This is a genomic window from Lentilactobacillus sp. Marseille-Q4993, from assembly GCF_951230165.1.
Lineage (GTDB): Bacteria > Bacillota > Bacilli > Lactobacillales > Lactobacillaceae > Lentilactobacillus.
The window spans coordinates 1-19,352 of sequence record NZ_CATNVB010000038.1; the positions used below are offsets into that span (position 1 = coordinate 1).

The following is a 19,352-nucleotide window of genomic DNA, read 5'->3' on the forward strand; positions in this document are numbered from 1 at the left end:
AACTGTCTTCTTTTCAATCCTTCGATACCAGTCTTTTGATATGTTTGATTCCAGTATTTAACAGTGTCGCGTTTAACCCCATATTCCTCTTGGATGGCGGTAGCCGTCCAACCCTGAGCAAGCAAATTAAGAAAGAATAATTTTTCGTCTATGGTGTAGCGATATTTAGTCAATATAAAAACTCCTAGTATATGAACCCGGAATTTTAATTATTTCCGTGTCCAACATACTAGGAGTATCTCCATGAGAACTTTTTTGATTATAACCACTTTTGAATGTTATAACTACAAATAAAGGAGATTAAAAACATGTCAATTCCTCACATTGTAAAAATAGACGTTTATCCTGTTGCAGGTCGCGACAGCATGCTGTTAAATCTTAGTGGAGCCCACTTTCCATTCTTTACCAGAAACATTGTTGTGATGACAACTAACACAGATGATATCGGAGTCTCAGAAGTTCCTGGAGGGGAAACTATCACTAATACTCTTAATGCTTGTAAAGATTTAATACTTGGCAAACCAATAACTTCTTTTAAGCAAATTATGGCATCAATAAACCATAAATATTCACAATTAGATAAGCGTGGACGCGGAAATCAAACTTTTGATCAACGTACAACTATTCATGTTATAACTGCCGTTGAAACTGCACTACTAGACTTACTTGGTAAATTTTTACGAGTCCCCGTTGCTGAATTACTTGGAAATGGCCAGCAAAGAGAAGAAGTAGACATTCTTGGGTACCTTTTTTACATTGGAGACAGTAAAAAAACAGATTTAGATTACCAAAAATGGAATACAAATGATAATAGTTGGGAATCCATAAGAAGGCAACCAGCTTTGACACCAGATGCAATTGTAAAGCAAGCAAAGTCAGCCTATAAGCGATATGGATTTAGAACTTTTAAATTAAAGGGCGGTGTATTAGATGGGGAGGATGAAGTAAAAACCATAAAATTACTCCATCGGGCTTTTCCAACCATTAAACTGGATTTAGACCCTAATGGAGCTTGGAGCCTAGCTCAAGCTACTAAATATGCAGATGAATTGCATGAAGATTTAACATATATCGAAGACCCTTGTGGGGCAGAAAACGGATTTTCTGGTCGAGAGATAATGGCAGAGTTCCAACGGCTGACAAATATTCCCACTGCGACAAACATGATTGCAACTGACTGGAGACAATTGCAACACGCTCTAACTCTAAACAGCATTTCTATTCCATTAGCCGATCCACATTTTTGGACGATGGAAGGCTCTGTTGAAGTTGCTCAGTTGTGTAATCATTTTGGGTTAAACTGGGGTATTCACTCAAATAATCATTTCGACATATCATTAGCAATGTCCGTAAATGCGGCTGCAGCTGCTCCTGGAAATATTTATGCAATTGATACACACTGGATTTGGCAAGATGGTCAATACCTTACAAAAAATCCACTGTCGATAAAGAATGGAAAAATAAGTTTACCATCTTCTTCAATAGGATTAGGCGTCGAAATTGACTTTGATGCCCTTAAAAGGGCTAACCAACTATATTTGGAGCATAAAATTTCAAATAGAGATGATTCAATTGCAATGCAATACCTAATCAACAACTGGAAATTCGATCCTAAAAAGCCTGCGATGGTCAGATAAAAAAGTAATCACATATCTGCCTACCTGTCTCTCGAAAAATGGAGGTAAAATTACGGAACTATTAATAACGGTATTCATATCTTTATTGTATGTTTCACTTGCTGGAACTTCGTTTTTCGCAATTTGGAACCTAACTACGATTCTTCACCATAAGCCAAATATCAACACGTGGGATTCTAATCCTCACCGGAAAATTCAGGACATGTACGTTCTTGTCCCTGCTCTGAATGAACAAACAACTATTAAGAAAACAATTGATGGTTTAATTCTGGCAGCTGATAAAGTCAATGCCTTTGTCCACATAATTCCAATCAACGATGCATCAACTGACTACACACCTCAAATTTTGGCTAGTTATTCGAATAACCCGCAGGTTCATGTAATTACTCGCAATAAACCTGATGCCCAAACAGGAAAAGGGAATGCTTTAAATAGGGCTCTTCACTATATTGAGTTACAGAATCACAATCCCAACAAAACGATTGTCGGTGTAATTGACTCCGACACGACCATTAACTCAAATTTGTTGGCTGAAATCGAGGCCCCCTTTATATACACTGACTATGATCTTGTCCAAACAGCTATTGGTATCTCAAATCAATCAAGCTTTTTAACCAAAATGCAAGGGTTGGAATTTGGAGTTACAAATTTTCTTACTCAAATTCTCAGAACTGGTTGGGGTTCGGCAATCTCCAGTGGCAATGGCCAGTTCATGACTTTGAAAATGGCGAGCGCAGTTAGATGGCACAATTCATTACTAGACGACCTTGAATTTTCATTGAACGGAATTTTTCAAAACTATAAGGGGCTCTTTTTATCCCACACTTCGTTACCCCAACAAGGAGTCCAGAAATATTGGCCATTCATTCGCCAAAGAGTAAGATGGTGCCAAGGTGGTATGGAATGTCTTTTTAGATACTGGAAGCAAATCATCACAACCAAAAATATTTCAACTCATCTTAAATGGGACCTCCTGTTATTTCTATGCGTGCCGTTTGCCTCTCTGCTATTCATGGCGGGATCTTTTCTATCAATTTTTGTATTTATTTGGGAGTTGCAGTATATTCCACTATTTGTGATTGAAGTTGTGGCTGGTTTAATAATCACCGGAACCACTATCACTTTAATCTTGATTCAAGAAGCCAATCGTCTTGGTTCATCATTCACACGATCATCAACCTTTCCTCAAGAAATCGTGATGGCAATGGAAAACTTTGCATATGCATAGTCGATTGCTCCAGTAGTCTACATTGCCTTCTTCCGATTTATTATTGGTCATCGGGACTGGGTTAAGACCGACCACGCTTTGGAAAAATTTAAGCCTAAGCATTATGAAGTGCACTGAAAAAAGAGCCTATAAAGTTAGAGTAATCTCTAACTTTATAGGCTCCTTTTATCATCTTATATCTATAAAGAATTTATTTTTTATACCCAAATTCCGGAATCCCATTCCACCTATCTGACAGATACCTAACCACCATCTTTGGTTCACGAGATCTGGTAAATACGCCCTTCTTATTACCTTGAACTCGTTGAATTCCAAATTTTGTTTGGAAATCCGCAAAGTTCCAGAGTTGTTCGCCCACAAAGTTTGATATTTCATCAAATACCTTGCTTGCCATTCTGAAGTAATCCTCTTGGAATTCTTCGGTAAATGGTTCACCGTAGTTACCATGCATTCCAGCAACGGTATCCGCACCATATTCAGTATAAATAATTGGCTTATCCGGGAACTTTGCTTGGTATTCAAGCAACTCATCTCTAGTTGCCGTTTCAGCACGTTTCAAATCACCATTACCTACATACCAACCGTAATACCGGTTAAGGGCAATCACATCAACTAGGTCAATGCACTTGTCGGTTCTAGGATTCGACATCATGATACTTGTGTATGTCCGTGGGCGTTTCTGAGAATCAAGCTTTCTGGCCAAATCAAACAATGGCTTGCAGTATTCATGCGAACCTTTTGAATAATTAGCAGCTTCATTGGCAATTGACCACATCACGACACATGCTCGATTTTTATCACGATTGATAATTTCTCGCAGCACTTGTTCGTGAGCTTCGGCAGTCTTCATGGTTGTCCAAGTGTCATCCGTAAAATCGTCAGATTCCAGAATAGAAAGGTCAAAGTTAAATGAAGACAACAATCCAACCGCAGGAGTTTCATCAATGACCACAATTCCTTCACGGTCACATAGCCGCATCATTTCCTCAGAATATGGATAATGGGAAGTTCTAAAAGAGTTGGCCCCCATCTTTTTCATTAAACTAATGTCCAAAACATTCACTGGCTCATTAAAGCCACGGCCATGAACGTACGTGTCCTCATGCTTACCAAATCCTTTGAAGTAGAAAGGTTTGCCATTAATCAAGAATTTACCATCTGCCACCTCGACGGTTCTAACTCCAAATTGTTCCTCGTAAACATCAACAACTTCACCGTCAACAGTCAAACTAACTTTAGCAGTATATAAATAAGCATTCAGTGGTTGCCATAAATGAACGTTATCTAAGTGAACCTCAGTTTCATTTCCATCAGCGGTCGCCACCACCTGATCATTTTCATCCGAAATCGTCACAGTTACTTCGCCATTACCAGTGAAGTCAGTATTCACAGTAATGTCCGCACTATTTGCAGCTAAATCAACAGTTGGGACTACAGTGATATCATCAATATGGCTTGCAGGGGTTGAGTAGATTTTAACTGGTCGTTGGAGTCCTGCATAGTTGAAGAAGTCAAAGTTTTCGTCAACCTTCCTCACTAACTTGCCGTTCTCATCTTTTTCTTCACTGTAATTACCGACTGGTAAAGTGGTATAGTCTAGCATATTGCTTAGCTTAACGATTAACCGGTTTTCACCTGAGCTCAAATAATCATTAATTTCCACCTCAAACGGAGTAAAGCCTCCCTTGTGATGAGTGATCTCTTGACCATTTAGGTAAACCCAAGCTTCATGAGTTGCTGAGCCAAATCTCAATACTAACCGTTGACTTTTCAATACATTTGAAACTGTAAAATCCTTTTCGTACCAAACATACCCAACGTGCTCCCGAATCTCTTTAGAAGCTGTCTGATCATTGAACGATGACGGTACTGATAGTTCAGTCTTCGTTGGTAATGGCTTATTTACGTCAATTGGGGTAACTTCCTTATCAATCATAAATTTCCACATTCCTGATAAGTCAATTACAGTTCTAGTTTCAGTGTTTTCTGGATATAACATGTTTTTTCCTCCAATTATTTTGAGTTGATATTTCCAGCGAGACTTATGTCAGTGGCTGGTTGATTATTTAAATCAGTGATTGGTTCAATTTCTGAACTTTTCTTTTGAGCGGACTTAGCATTCTCTTGAGCTTGTAATTCCTTAACAATCTCATCGTGCTTTTCATCAGTTAACGAATAACCAAAGAAGAAAATCACACACGAAACAATACTAGCAATTGCTGGAATCAAGAAGTAAACCATACTAATACCTGATAGGGTTGAACTAGTTTGGGGCTTGTTAGCCACATAACCGACCATCGTTAATGCTAATCCTGGAATAAAGCCGGCGACCCCCTGAGCAATTTTCCTAATAAAAGAATAGCCAGAATAGATGATTCCCTCTGATCTAATCCCTGTTTTCAACTGGCTATATTCAATGATGTCATTTACAAAGGCAAATGCAACTGTATTGCTAAAGCCAAGAAACATGTATGAAAATGTGTTAACAACTAAGTAGGATACGATACTGTGCCCAGTGAAAAAGTAATTTATCAACTCGGCAATCGTAAACCCAGTCATTCCGATAATGGCAACGTTTTTCTTACCAATCCTATTAACTAATGGGGTAGCAAAAATAACCGCTGGAATAATTGATAATGCACTTAACACACTGACAATACTTACTAAGCCTTCCTGTCCTAAAACATACTGGAAATAATAAAGTTGAATTCCCATTTTTAAGAACATCGATCCCACACTTAGAATTGTGTATACTGACAAAATCAAGAACGGCTTATTAGTCAGCAGATCTTTAATCGACTTCCAACCATCCCCCTTTTGCCGTGGAACCGTGGCATGAATATTCTCTGTGGTCCCCGCATAGCATAATAATTGTGAGATGACACCCAAGATGGCAAAAACAGCAACTGTACTTAAATACCCCATTGCTGGTGTGGTAAACATTGCTACCAAAGGAATAACTGCGGCTCCTGTCAATAATGCCGCAAGCTGACCCGTTAAGTTTCTTGAGGCAGCCAAGGAGGTTCTATCACCCGAGTCCATTGTCATAACCGAAGCCAGCGAACCATATGGAATATTAACTACTGAGTAGAAGAAGCCCATAATGTTGTATGTCACAAAGGCACATATGATTCTCCCGGTTTCATTAAGGTTAGGCGAGACGAAACAGGCAATTGTAGATAATCCTAAGAAAAATGATCCATACAAAATATATGGTCTAAACTTTCCCCGTTTACTAATCTTTTTCCTTGAATCCACATACGCTCCAACACTGGTATCGATAATAGCATCAAAAAATTTAGCAATTAAAAATATTAATCCACCCCAATACGCAGGGATTTGCAATACATCAGTGTAGAACTTTAGTAGAAACAGCTGAGCAAACTGAAACATTAGGCCGTTCCCAAGATCTCCTAGGCCGTACGCCGTCTTCTCCTTCATCGTCAGCTTAATTTCTTTCATTGTATCCTCCTCCAATTCAAAAGTTCATTTCTTTACAAGCTCAACTATACATTTTGTTGTAACCGCTTACTTGTAAAATAATGACTATTATTGTATTTTAATTACAAAAGAATTGGAGGCACCCAATGACCCTTTCAAAATACTACCACCTAGTCACCGTGTTTAATTCTATCAGCAGGTTAGACACCAGATTGACTGACATCACCGGAACCATAGTGGCTGAAAATACTACCATTACTTATCCGATCAACCAAATTATGGATTATTTGATGGATGAATTAACCCATTCAGCCAGACAACATCCATTTGAAATTATTGATTCAAACCAAATTCACCTACTAGTTGTCCCGATCGTTGAAAACAATGAATTAATTGGCGGAATAATCGTTGGCCCCTATACCGGAGCTGAAACTAAAGGGAACAAAATAGAAAGCCACCTTGTTAAAGCTGGCCTAAATTTATCTAGTCAAAACCGGTTCCTGTCCTTAATAAAATCCCTACCAGAATTATCCTCAACGGAACTCAATAGTTTCTCCTTGGCGTTCAAGTCCATGCTTAGTCACCCCACCACTCAAGAACCATCACCAGTTTCAAAAACAGCAACCTTTAAAACCCCGATTTTCGAAAAGCCAGATCTTACCGAGATTGAAAAGAGATACTCGTTTGAATCAAAATTCATGACTGCCCTAGCCGACGGTAATTCAGCCGAAGTTCAAAAACTAATGGGAGGAATGTATGATTTGCTGACCCTATTTTCAAATAGAATCCCCGGCAACTCACTAAGATCAGCAAAAAACATTGGTTTTGTAAGTAATACCATTTCCCGCATAGCTGCCAGAAATGGCGGGGTCCACCCAATCTATCTCGATGCAATTTCATCAAAGTACGCCATCATTATTGAGCGCCAACAGACACTATCCGGAATTAAAAAGGTAATGACTGAAATGACATCAGAATACACGGAGGCCGTTCATAATCTCACTTCTACTAAGTATTCTCCAATCATCAATCGGGCAATCACCTACATCCAAATCAACATTGGTGACACTATTGCAGTCTCCGAAATTGCCAAATATTTAGGAATTAACGCTTCTTATCTTTCCAGATTGTTCAAGGCAGAAACCGGGACCACCCTCACAGATTTCATTAATATAAAAAAGGTATCTCGAGCAAAAAGCCTTCTCATGGACGAATCAATATCTGTAACCGACGTTGCTTTGCTACTCGGATACAGTGACACAGCATATTTCTCAAAAGTGTTTAAAAAGTATGTCGGCACATCACCAAGAAACTATTTAAAAACTCAACATCAATAAAAAGCCAGTCCCAACTAAGCCTTAAGTTTAGTTGGGGCTGGCTCTCAATTATCAAGCATTTCCATTTAATTACTATTTTGATTTAATCGAGCTTAACTCTCTCACCTCATACCTCACTTCATGTCTTCCAGATCCAATCTTGATTTCGTCTTGATCTTCATGACACTCAGCACCGTCAATCGTCACTGAGGCCCCATCTTGGGGGACACTGACTTGAGCGAGTGAATTCATCGGAACATCAATATTCAGCACAACTTCATCCCCAGTTTGGGTATAGTTCACCCGAATCATTCCCCGAGCTGATGGGGTTGATACTGATAACCGTTTCAAATTACCAGGTCGTACTTTAACTTGGAATTCAGCAAATCCTGGTTTTAACGGTACAATTCCCATAATTCCTTGAACAATCGTCAAACCAGGCGTTGCGCCCCATGGATGAGACAGCGTTAGATTTGGCTTGTAGAAATTACTCCAAGCCTCTGGGGCAATCGTTGCTTTCAACGTATCTAAAATAGCCGCAAACGTTTTGGCATCCTTTGTCTTGTCATCATTTGCTAGTAATTGGACCGCCTTATCAGCATTTCCACTATCAACCAATCCCTTGAGCATAAAGTAAATAAAGTAGACACTTCCAATGAACTGGCCATCATTAGCGACAAATTCACTCAATTGGTTCGCCATTTCATCACTGTCATAGACCCCATAACATAGAGCATAAGCAGAAGCATGATGGGAGGTGTGGTTATTAATCGATAAGTCTGCATTCAATGAATCATAGAATCGACCTGTCTTTTCATCGTACAAAAGCTCGATCATTTTCTGCTTAATGATTGTTGCCCGACTCCGATACTTATCAGCATCCTCTTGATGCCCAGTTTCCATAGCGATTTTTGCCATTGTTTGATAAGCACCGTAGGTAACTGCGTTAAACGGAGTGTTGTAGGTTCCTTCCACGTAGCCATCTCGCTCCTTGATTGGCCAGTCAACCAGCCCATCATTCGTTACTAGTCCAACTTGCTCATCGAAATTATCTACCCCATGACCATTTCGTAAGGCTCCCTTAAATTCTGCCGAGGCGCCATCAAAACTATCTTCGCCTTTACCACGGTTTAGTTTAACCTTCAAATCATCGTAACGACTCTCAAGCAAGTCAGAATTACCAGTGTAAAGGTAATCTAGCCAAGCCATTTCAACGTTGAACAGTTTATAATCTTCTGGCCACGTCGGATTATCAATACAATAATCGATTGAATGCCTAGACAACGAATAGTGAGAAGAAACTGCATAGCTTGTCAGACCATTGACCAACAGATCCCCTTCGTATGGTCGGCGTTCCCGAGCCTGGGAATCAACAAAGACATCCTGATTGGTTGCCTTAATGGTGTATTTAGAAAGCTCATACTCCCGGTTCAACAGTTCATTATCAGATTCGAAGTTACCTTCTTCCTCATCAAACGGCTGTTGCATTGCCCAACCTAATACATCATTCTTGCCAAGACTGCCAATAAAGCCAACCAGTTCAACGTACCTAAAGTTTTTCATTTGGAAAGTAGTAAATTGGTTTCTCCCGGCCTTCAATGACCAATTCTCAACGTAGTCAGGACCGGCTGCCATTTCGTGACGGACGTGACCATCATCTTGAAGTTGTTCACCCATCAAAACGCCAACTCGTTGTTCGATTGAGCTATCAATATCAACCTTTAAGCCGCCAATGATTTCCTTCCCCAGATCAATCAACAGGTGATTATTATCCAGCTTGATTATCTTTTTAGTTGGCTCATTAGTAGCTATTCGATAAGTATTTTCGCTTTCAAACGGCTCTAGTTTTTCATCATCATTAACTAATGGTTCAGGGTTAATTGCAGCATCGGCCCAGCTAGAATCATTAAAATCTACATTTTGCCAGCCTGTCGGATAATAATTCATATCCACATTTTCCGAAATCATTCCGAAATAAATACTGCGAATTTTCACCCCAAAGTCACCAAAAGCACTACTTCCATCCAACGACTTCCAGTTCTCATCGGTTATCAACACCGTTTTATGAGAACCGTCAACTAAGTAAACATCCAACTGACAGTAAAAGCCACGCCGATCAGAATCACCACCAGCTAAAACGGCAATCACATTATCGCCATCTACTAAACTATGAGTTACATCGTAGCGATTATAAAAAATTGCAGTCTCATCCCCACCGTGGTAAAAGTCTTGGGGACGGCCAGAACCTAATGCAGTAGCATCACCATTAACTGACAGTTCAAATCCTTGAACAAATTCCGGCTCACTTCCGCGGGAAAATGCCGTCACAATCGCACTGTCAATATCTTTTAGACTAATATTGAACTTAGGGCTCCGTAAAAATATAACGTTGTCTAGCTGGGGTAGTTCATTATTTTGCTTTTCCCTATCACCAGCCCAGATACCGTGGATTGGTTGCTCAAACGTTAGTGGTACCATAAATTTGGCAGGTTGAGAGTAGTCACCAATCTTGCCGTGGTTATCCTTTATTCGTACCTGCCAATAATACAATTCATTTGCTTGCAAAAATCCAGCTAATTCCGGTAGCTTTACACCATTATTATCACTGGACTCGATCCATTCCGTTGCAAACAAAACATTGTCATTAAGTAAGTCAACTGCCCGATTACCAATTCTGATTTGGTAAGCCTGCTGAGTACTGTTATTTTCACTACTATGGTTCCACCAGCTAAAACTGGCATCACCATCAGTATCATACGCGAATGATACTAGATTTACCTTCAAATGGCTGGGGGTAATTGTGGACATAATGTTTTTATTCATGTTGATTTCCTTTCCACGACTTTTGTTTTTGGGTTATACTAAACCATACAATAAAACGGTTTCATAAACATTTTAATTAAGGTGATAATTTTGGACGATCGAATCTTAAATCAACTAATGCAACTAACTTCAACCGAGAAAAAACGGTTAAGGACCAAGGAATTTTTCGATGACGTTCCTACCGATGCGTATACTAATTCTGGGACTACTCCCACTATCAACAACTATCTTCTCAAAAGCAAAAGCATCTACGTAAGTCGGCATAATCGTTTTTCGACATATCCTACCCACACCCACACTTTTTTAGAGATCAACTATATGCTTCGTGGCTCATGTGAGGAGATTGTCGATTCCAACCCCGTCAGACTTAATCAGGGTGATATTCTTTTGATTGATGTTGGGTGTCCGCACTCTATCGGCTATCTTGGTAACAGTGATTTGTTAATCAACATCTTGTTTCAAGACGACCAGGTTAATCTCAACTCATTGAAGGAGCTGAAAACCAACCAGAGCGTTTTATATCGATACTTACTAGATAAGAAAACGGAACACACTAATTCGAATCGCTACAGCATCTTTAAAGATTTAGAGGCAACTTCAGTTATCAATACAATTGACCGAATCATCGAAGAATACTATTTAGACAAAGAGTTTTCGGATTCAATCATCACATCGTACTTGTCAATCCTAATCCTTCAGCTTGCGCGCCAATACACCATCAGCGATGATATAGCACTGACCAACACAGAGAAGCTTATTGCCAATGTTTTAACGGAAATTGATAATCATTACCAGACCACTTCCCTTGAAAAAATCGCCACTAAGTATGGTTATAACCGTAACTACCTTGGCAACCTAATCACAAAAGTAACGGGGAATTCATTTTCCGAAGTCATTTCATTCAAACGCCTAATTACCGCTCACGAGTTGATAACCAACTCCAAGCTACCTATTAAAGATGTAATGGACTCTGTTGGAATTAAAAACAAGACTAATTTTTATAAAAAGTACCACGATGCATTTGGAGAAACCCCAATGCAGAGTCGGCATTAACATAAATTCAATTATAAATAAAAAGCAGTAACTATTATCGATTTCCCAAAATAGTTACTGCTTCTTAATTATCCACCTTTAACTAATTCTTTAAAAACCGTTGTTAATATTGAATTATCGAATCAGTCTTTAATATTTTTTAGGGCTAGGTTAGACGATGTTGTTGTGACCCCAAAGACGGTCGTAGCTAAATCCAGTAAGGCCTTCAACAACCTTCTTAGTTTGAGGTTCAACGTCTTCCATCTTACCGCCATCCTTAAGCCGATCAATTTCAGCTCTAAGAACGTTGTGGTGTTCGTGGTCGAGTTTGAAGAAGTAGGTCAAGACGTATGCAGAGATGAGCATTACAGTAGCTCCACCTAACATCCAAATAATCAAACCGTTCATGGCACCAGCACTTTGAGTCTTAGCTGTTTCGCTAAATCCAAAGGCTGACAATACAATCCCTGTCAAGAATGGAGCAAGAGCAGAGGTTGTCTTACGAGCAAAGGTCATGATACCTGCAAAGACCCCTTCACGACGTTGCTTGGTAACAATTTCGTCAACGTCAGGAATAAATGTGTAAACAGTCCAAGGAACATAACCTGTACCTGAGTTTGAGATACCCCAAGTAATTTGTAATGCGTAAAGAGCCATAAGTGCCCAGCTAGTTCCAGCTGCATTGCCGTAATATAAGCCGGCGTAACATGCAACTGTAAAGAACATGGTTACGTACATAATTCTAAGTAACTTCGAAGGTCCAAGTTTACTCATGATCCGTGGCCATAATAAGTTACATGGGATTCCGATGATGGAACCGAATGTCAAAATATTTGAGGCTTGGGTTGGGTTACTGTGCATTGCGTAAACAATGTAGTAAACGTAGGTTGCCCCAATAATATCACGAGCAGTAAATGATGTGAGGTAAATTCCGAGATGTAGAGCATAAGACTTGATTCTAAATACTGAACCCATGTCCTTGATCATGTTCCACATTGACTTCAATGGGTTCTCACCCTTATTTGAGCTTGCTTCAATGATTGCTTTCTTTTCTTCAGGAGTACCATCGGTTTCTCTTTCAAATGTAGAGAAGTAAGTTAATCCAATTGCTAGGATAAAGACAACTCCTAAAGTAATACCGATTGTTAAGAATGCGTTAGGGTTATTCTTTCCCATGATGGCGAAGACCCGACCTGGCAACCATGATGCCAAGAATGTGGCAAGAGCTGACCAGAGCATTCTAGAACTTGATAGTCGAGACTTAGTATCATAGTCATCTGTCATTTCAGCGGCTAAAGTTTCGTAAGGAATCATAATCAATGCCGTAAACGCTTCCATTAATAGGTAAGTGATTAGGTAGAACCAGAATCCCATGTGAGCGAACCAAATAATAACATAGATAAACATTAAAGGAATAGCAATTAACAAGAAGAACCGGCGCCGACCGAACTTACGACCTAACTTTGTTGCTCCAAAGTGATCAGTCATATATCCCATCAAAGGACTAATGAATGAATCTGCCACCCGGGCAATCGCCAAAATCGTTCCGGCTAAAACTGGTGATAAACCACCAAACGATGTGTAGAAGAATAACATCCAGGTTGATGCGACCGTCATTGCTCCGTTTCCGAACAAATCCGCGGCACCATACCCAAATATATTCCGCCAAGTTACTTTTCTTTTCACTTTTGTTTCCTCCTAAGCAAGCACAAAATTTACTAAAAACCAGGAAAACGAGTTAGTAACAAAATTACGTAACCGCTTACATTTATTATTAAACGGCTTAGCAACGATAAAGTCAACGAAAATTTGGCCAAAGTGCTTAAACTAATGCAGGTAATTGAATAATGTTATTAATTCTGTACCATATCTACAGATTGGAAAACAACTGGTTAATATGCTATTTTCAGTGCTGATCTAGTTCATTAATGTTGCTTGAGTAACAAAAAGGGAGTGGAACAGAAAGCATACGAAGATGCTTTCGTCGTCCCACCCCCGCAAGACCAACAGTAACTGAGATCCATGAATAATGGGTCTCAGTCCTGATGGTTACTGCGTGTAGCAAGGATTTGGATGAAAGCAAAAAAGTAACGATAAATTTCAAGAAAATGAAATTTATCGCTACTTTTTTCGATTAGCCTAGTTATGTCCCAGACTATTTATCATTTTTACTAAAATTACTTCTTCATGTCCATTGCATGGCCACCAAATCCGTGACGCAATGCTGAAACAACTTTACCAGTGAATGTATCTTCTTCCATTGAACGGTTACGTGCGAACAATGCATCAGTGATAACTGGAACTGGAATGCCTTGCTTAAGGGCTTCTTGAACAGTCCACTTACCTTCACCAGATGAGAACATCTTACCAGAGATGTTATCCAAGTTAGCATCATTAGCAAATGCTTCTTGGGCGAGTTCCATGAGCCAGCCACGAATAACTGATCCATTAACCCAAACTTTGGCAACTGCTTCGTTGTCGTAGTCAAATGGGCTGTGGTCAAGAACATCGTAACCTTCACCGATAGCTTCCATCATACCGTATTCGATACCGTTATGAACCATCTTCAAGTAGTGACCTGAACCTGGTTGACCAGTGTAGAGGTAACCATCTTTTTGTGAGATGCCTTCAAATAATGGCTTCAAGTGTTCGAACTTTTCAGCACTTGGGCCACCGATCATAAAGTTACCGCCGTTAAGGGCACCATCTTTACCACCTGAAGTACCACAGTCAAAGAAGTTAATTCCCTTTTCGCCAGCAATCTTGCCGTGACGAACTGAGTCTTCGAAGAATGAGTTACCACCATCGATAAGGTAGTCGCCTTCTGAAAGTAATCCAACCATTTCTTGAACAGTTGAGTCAGTTGGCTTACCAGCTGGAACCATAATCCAAACAGTCTTTGGAGTTTGTAACTTACTTACAAGATCTTCGTTACTAGTTGCAGCAGTAGCACCTGCCTCAACAGCTAACTTAATGTTATTTTCATCCAAATCAAAAGCAACAACTTCGTGGCCGTTACGGATCATGTTCTTAACTAAGTTAAGACCCATTTTACCCAAACCAATCATACCAATTTGCATATTTAATACGTCTCCTATCTCATCTAGTATATTAGTTTTATACTTACAAACATATTGTATAATATGAAAATAATTTTCGCAAGTATAAATGACAATATATTTGAAAATAATTTTAACTTTTAGCAAAAATTGAGTTGAATCGCATTAAATCAGCCTTTTCAGTTCATATGTGCCTTATTGTCATTTCTATAGTCTTTGTAAAACATTTACATAGAGCGTCGTTTTCGGCGCCAACCAGCACTCCCAAGGACCATTACGACACCAATTCCACTTACAATCATCCCCGCTGTGGCTCCTTCAACTCGATAATCAAACTGTAGCTGACTTTTACCACTGTGAAGCTTGATTCCAATTAGCCCATCTGCCACTTTAATTACATCAGCTGGCTTACCATTTACTCTGACATGCCATCCCTTATCATAAGGTATGCTCATAAGTAAGGTCTGGTTATTTTGATTAACCTTAATTTTGCCTTTAAAGTGACTACCATTGATATTGATTCTATCTGGATCATTGAATCTGAACGTTGATAATTTTTGGTTTAACACAGCTGATTTATACTTCGGTAAATCTAGTCCTGCAAAATCACTAGCAAGGCCCTTTAATTCGTACTGAGATTTAATCATTACGTGAATCTTGCTATTCTTATCGTGGATTCCAAGGGGAATTATCTCTGTCCCAAGGCCACTATATAATTTGGATAGTTTCTGACCATTAACGGTGACTCCCACCCCATACAATCTAACCTTAGGAATATACAGGTATTGCGGACCAGAAACATTAGGTTCCACCGTTAACCGATAGTGAAAGATACCATTCTTGTCCGTTTCAAAGCTTTTAACTGATCGAGGAGCTTGGAAAAATTGGTGACTGGTTACCGACTCACCCTGGACAAGTCGATTCAAATTGCTAAAAACCATATTCTTATCAAACTTAATATTTTGGATATCATCGCTAACCATATAACCAATCGGGGGAACCGACTCATTTCTAATCAGCTTTGCGTCCCGTTTACCGATTAAAACTAAATCTCTAATCCCCAGCAATCGATTAGTAACTGCACTTTCACCAAGCATATCAATTCGGCGAATATTTCTGGTAGAAAAACCAAGACTAGCTAGCACGTGGTGGGTATGGGAATTCAAAGTTGAACTATAAGAACTAATTCCCCGGTTAGAATAAATCAGCGAATCGTTGTACCCGTAATAAGGAATATCATACAGATTCTTCATTCGGTCATTGATTACGACCGATCGGTACACTTGCCCCTTTTCGTATGCATCCTTGTTCGAGATCCTCATTATTTCAGAAGTTGAATTATAAGCATTCGCGAACTTCTTTTCGCTCACAAACTGAGCGCCAACGGTTGCAAACAAAAAGTTAAGGCTCATTTCAATAGCGATAACTAACAATAAAAGATGACCACTTGGGCCAGGCCCACTAATCGTATTTCGCATTATCAAGATAGTTAGCCAAATGAAAACGAGGCTAATCAGTAAAAACCAATTACTGACAAATAATTGGGGAATCTTGAAATTAAATGGCTCCGGTTTCCGAGCGAACATATTTGCAAACCCATAACCAATCGTTAGGGCAATGCTAGTGATTATCCCAGCAGTAATCAGTGCATGGGTATCCTTAAAAGCTCCGCGAACATAGGCCTCAAAGCCAATCATAACGATGAAGAAACTGAGAACATAAACCATTCTAAACGGAAACCCCGCCGGCTTTTGAAACATATGCCACATTGTATTTAGCGGTCGGAACCACATTGCAAAACAAATGATTGCCAACGATATTCCAGCCGCGAGTTTACTCTGACGACTAATTTGATGTGCAAGGAAAAACACCACCACCGCGATTATAAACAAACTGCCACAGAATAAACTTGGTCCATGAACCAATCGGCCAGCAAAGTTATTTGTCCCCAACCCAAGATTGGCAAACGCACTAAAATTGAAACTCCCCTTTAGGTAGAAATTTTTAAGGGCAAAACTTCCCTTACCGGTTGTAACCATCGCAATCCCAGTCGGAATCAAAATAACTGCGGACAGAACTCCTGAAATCAATGAATACCAGAGAAACCTAACTAATTGTTTGCGGTTATCTTTAATTAATTGTGCAAACTTTAATTCGGGTTTGCGATTTAATAGCGTCAAATAGCCAACGTAAATTAGCATAAAAATACACAGAATATAGCCCATATAATAGTTAGTAATGATCGTATATGTCAGAGCAGCAACATACCCCCAGACCCTATTTCGATAAAATAGTTGTTCTAGGCAGTAGACGATAACTGGTAACATCATCACTGCATCGAGCCACATTAAATCGTAGAAATACATCGCAACAAACCCACAAAGGCCATAAGCAATTCCACCAGCGATTGCCACCAGGTCGTACCGCTGATACTTTTTAGATAAAAACCAAGTCATTGAGATGTTGGCCAAAATAATTTTCAGCCAGATAATCAGGTTGATTGCAATCGGTAATTGCGCATTTTTAAACAGCAAGATAATTAGGTTGAATGGACTTAATAAATAGTAGGAATAGATGGGAACTGTCCCATCACCTAACGATATCAAAAACGAATATGTAGAAAAGTTAAAGTGAATCAATTGACGTTTTAATTCCGTAAAAAATTGGAGATATTGCGTTGATAAATCGCTGATCAAAAATGTATTTTGGCCAAAGGGAGCGACCTGAAGGAACATAAAAATCACTGATACAACAATAATTGGAATGATAATTGCTTCAATATAGAAACGAATTTTTTGTTTACCACTGTTTTGCATAATAGAACTCTCTCTAACTGTAGTTTCTCTTAATAAAATTATTTTACCGCATTTACGCCTTTTAACTGATAATAACTTATTTCCTAGCTAAGTCATTACCAAATGCTAAAAAAGGTTGCACAAATGTTACATCATCCAGTGCTTTTTGCAACATTTTCCTCTTTTTCAAGCTTTTTTCAGCAAAAACTAGAAAATTTTGGCTTTTTTTAACTTTTTTCAAAAATATATGTTTGCATTTAAGCCTACTATATCAACACTAAAAGAACATGAATTTTGGTTGAAACTTTTCTTAACATTTATGACACAGTCCTGATACCTGCTGGTAGCATTAATTTTTTATAATTCTCTTTGTAAATTAAACAAGGGGGACATCTTACATGTCTATTAATAAGAAAAAATTAGCTGGATTCTTCATGGGTGCACTTGCCGCTTTCACTTTTAGCACATCTGCATTCGCCAGCAAGACGAAAATTGCAGACGTTTCTCAATATCAGGGAACAATCAATTGGAATAAAGCTTCTAAAAGCCTAAAAATGGCAATCATCCGAGTTCAACACGGAAACAACGGCGACGCAGATTTCTCCGTTGATAAAAATAAAGATATTAATGCTAACGGCGCATACAACAATGGCGTTCCATTTGGTCAATACGCATACGCTGAGTTCAGTAGTGTGGCCGACGCAAAAAAGGAAGCCAAGGCGTTCTATAGCCGGGCAAGTCAAAAGGCTCGTTTCTACGTATTAGACAACGAACACCGTAAGGGTAAGGGTAGCGAACAATCATATGTCAACGCTTGGTTAAGCCAAATGCGAAAGTTGACTGACAAACCATTAGTTTACTACTCATACCAAAACTACGTACAAGTTCACAAAATCAACTACTCAAAGTTTGATGGTTCTTGGATTGCTAACTACTCAGCTAAGCCAAACGTAGACGCTGACTTATGGCAATACACATCAAAGGGTAAAATCAGTGGGATTCCTAATCGAGTTGATTTAAACAAGGCATTAAACACCACTGCAATTAACTCATGGTACGGTTCAAAGAGTGTTGCAAAGCCAACTTACTTCACCTCAGTTCCAAGTGATAAAAAAATTGAAACTAAGAAATCAGTCTATGAATATACTGATAAAAACTTTAAGCACCGTTCAACTAAGGTCAAGGCAGCAAAGACCTTGAAGGTTAAAGACGTTGTTCGCTCAGATCACGGGGCTTACAGATTCCAATTAACTAACGGAAAATACATCACAGCCAACAAGGCTTACGTTTACTAAAAAATAATTTCAAAATAAAGGAGTAATTCATTATCTTTTCTACAAGCATAAAAAACACCATCTTAAAACCATTATTATTAGTCGCAGCGGTATTTGCATTCTTTGCTGCTTCATATCAAACAGCTGACAACGCAAGTGCAGCAAAGCACGAGTACAGTAAGGTCTTAAAAACGGCTAAGGCTCACCTTGGTGCTAGATATGTTTGGGGCGCAACTGGTCCTTCTAGATTCGACTGTTCTGGTTTCACTAAGTACGTCTACAAGAAATCAATCAAGAAGCATATCCCAAGAACCGCTCAACAACAATACAACAAGTTAAAGCACGTCTCCAAGAAACATTTGAAGAAGGGTGATCTTGTCTTCTTCGGTGGTAGCAAGCACAGCATTTCTCATGTTGGTATGTATATCGGTAACGGTAAGATGATCGACTCACAAAATCGTGGCGTTGTAACTGAAAAAGTCCACGCTCCATGGTGGCACGCAGTTGGTTATGCAAGAGCTGCTGATTTATCATACTAATTAAGTTGAAGAAAAGCTCCTAGCTGGTAATCCCAGTTAGGAGCTTTTTTATTAGCTATTTATCATTACTGGCTCTTCGTCAAACATCCTAATGTAAGAGGTATCAAGATTGTGACGACAATCTTGATACCTCTTTTACTATACTAAAGTTGAGGTTGAGGTCGCCAACACCAGTGGAATTAAATTCCGAGCGTCAAACTGGCCCATC

13 protein-coding genes are annotated in these 19,352 nt (G+C 39.2%); 6 read left to right on the forward strand and 7 right to left on the reverse strand.

What is annotated here, in order from left to right:
• On the reverse strand, window positions 1-173 hold a 173-nt coding region (locus QOW94_RS11115; protein WP_502867269.1), incomplete at its 3' end, for a helix-turn-helix domain-containing protein.
• A gap of 135 nt (window positions 174-308) precedes the next feature.
• Between QOW94_RS11115 and QOW94_RS09930 the strand changes: the two genes are divergently transcribed.
• On the forward strand, window positions 309-1,637 hold the full coding sequence (locus QOW94_RS09930) for an enolase C-terminal domain-like protein (protein WP_283680279.1): 1,329 nt from the start codon (window positions 309-311) through the stop codon (window positions 1,635-1,637).
• A gap of 85 nt (window positions 1,638-1,722) precedes the next feature.
• Window positions 1,723-2,865, forward strand: coding sequence for a glycosyltransferase family 2 protein (locus QOW94_RS09935; RefSeq protein WP_283680280.1), 1,143 nt, complete (start codon window positions 1,723-1,725; stop codon window positions 2,863-2,865).
• Between the two features lie 190 nt (window positions 2,866-3,055).
• Here QOW94_RS09935 and uidA read toward each other — a convergent pair whose 3' ends face one another.
• Together uidA and QOW94_RS09945 are read right to left on the reverse strand one after the other, a co-directional pair.
• Window positions 3,056-4,864 (reverse strand): beta-glucuronidase, encoded by a 1,809-nt coding sequence (uidA, locus tag QOW94_RS09940; protein ID WP_283680281.1) that lies wholly within the window; start codon window positions 4,862-4,864, stop codon window positions 3,056-3,058.
• Window positions 4,865-4,878: 14 nt separating this feature from the next.
• Window positions 4,879-6,327, reverse strand: coding sequence for an MFS transporter (locus QOW94_RS09945; protein ID WP_283680283.1), 1,449 nt, complete (start codon window positions 6,325-6,327; stop codon window positions 4,879-4,881).
• 125 nt (window positions 6,328-6,452) lie between these two features.
• Here QOW94_RS09945 and QOW94_RS09950 point away from each other — a divergent pair, with 125 nt between their 5' ends.
• A complete protein-coding gene (locus QOW94_RS09950) occupies window positions 6,453-7,643 on the forward strand; it encodes a helix-turn-helix domain-containing protein (RefSeq protein ID WP_283680284.1) in 1,191 nt (396 codons plus the stop codon).
• A gap of 72 nt (window positions 7,644-7,715) precedes the next feature.
• Here QOW94_RS09950 and QOW94_RS09955 read toward each other — a convergent pair whose 3' ends face one another.
• The gene (locus QOW94_RS09955; RefSeq protein ID WP_283680285.1) at window positions 7,716-10,445 is read right to left on the reverse strand and encodes a family 78 glycoside hydrolase catalytic domain; all 2,730 of its coding nucleotides are present in this window, start codon (window positions 10,443-10,445) and stop codon (window positions 7,716-7,718) included.
• Window positions 10,446-10,535: 90 nt separating this feature from the next.
• On the opposite strand from QOW94_RS09955, the gene QOW94_RS09960 reads away from it, so the two are divergent.
• Window positions 10,536-11,498: an AraC family transcriptional regulator gene (locus QOW94_RS09960; RefSeq protein ID WP_283680286.1), complete on the forward strand. Its 963-nt coding sequence runs from the start codon at window positions 10,536-10,538 to the stop codon at window positions 11,496-11,498.
• Window positions 11,499-11,648: 150 nt separating this feature from the next.
• Here QOW94_RS09960 and QOW94_RS09965 read toward each other — a convergent pair whose 3' ends face one another.
• From QOW94_RS09965 to QOW94_RS09975, 3 genes are all read right to left on the reverse strand, one after another.
• Complete coding sequence (locus tag QOW94_RS09965) at window positions 11,649-13,163, reverse strand: MFS transporter (RefSeq protein WP_283680287.1); 1,515 nt, start codon at window positions 13,161-13,163, stop codon at window positions 11,649-11,651.
• Window positions 13,164-13,654: 491 nt separating this feature from the next.
• Window positions 13,655-14,557, reverse strand: coding sequence for a phosphogluconate dehydrogenase (NAD(+)-dependent, decarboxylating) (gnd, locus tag QOW94_RS09970; RefSeq protein ID WP_283680288.1), 903 nt, complete (start codon window positions 14,555-14,557; stop codon window positions 13,655-13,657).
• 206 nt (window positions 14,558-14,763) lie between these two features.
• A complete protein-coding gene (locus QOW94_RS09975) occupies window positions 14,764-17,352 on the reverse strand; it encodes a YfhO family protein (protein ID WP_283680289.1) in 2,589 nt (862 codons plus the stop codon).
• A gap of 377 nt (window positions 17,353-17,729) precedes the next feature.
• On the opposite strand from QOW94_RS09975, the gene QOW94_RS09980 reads away from it, so the two are divergent.
• Both QOW94_RS09980 and QOW94_RS09985 read left to right on the forward strand, forming a co-directional pair.
• Window positions 17,730-18,626: a GH25 family lysozyme gene (locus QOW94_RS09980; protein WP_283680290.1), complete on the forward strand. Its 897-nt coding sequence runs from the start codon at window positions 17,730-17,732 to the stop codon at window positions 18,624-18,626.
• A 47-nt stretch (window positions 18,627-18,673) separates the two neighbouring features.
• Entirely contained in the window at window positions 18,674-19,144 is a 471-nt protein-coding gene (locus QOW94_RS09985) for a C40 family peptidase (protein ID WP_283680291.1), read from the forward strand.
• Window positions 19,145-19,352 lie beyond the last annotated feature (208 nt).

Excerpts from the sequence above, each read along its gene's own strand:
- QOW94_RS09930 (WP_283680279.1), top strand. The coding sequence starts at position 309 with ATGTCAATTCCTCACATTGTAAAAATAGACGTTTATCCTGTTGCAGGT.
- uidA (WP_283680281.1), bottom strand. The coding sequence starts at position 4,864 with ATGTTATATCCAGAAAACACTGAAACTAGAACTGTAATTGACTTATCA.
- QOW94_RS09945 (WP_283680283.1), bottom strand. The coding sequence starts at position 6,327 with ATGAAAGAAATTAAGCTGACGATGAAGGAGAAGACGGCGTACGGCCTA.
- QOW94_RS09950 (WP_283680284.1), top strand. The coding sequence starts at position 6,453 with ATGACCCTTTCAAAATACTACCACCTAGTCACCGTGTTTAATTCTATC.
- QOW94_RS09955 (WP_283680285.1), bottom strand. The coding sequence starts at position 10,445 with ATGAATAAAAACATTATGTCCACAATTACCCCCAGCCATTTGAAGGTA.
- gnd (WP_283680288.1), bottom strand. The coding sequence starts at position 14,557 with ATGCAAATTGGTATGATTGGTTTGGGTAAAATGGGTCTTAACTTAGTT.
- QOW94_RS09975 (WP_283680289.1), bottom strand. The coding sequence starts at position 17,352 with ATGCAAAACAGTGGTAAACAAAAAATTCGTTTCTATATTGAAGCAATT.
- QOW94_RS09980 (WP_283680290.1), top strand. The coding sequence starts at position 17,730 with ATGTCTATTAATAAGAAAAAATTAGCTGGATTCTTCATGGGTGCACTT.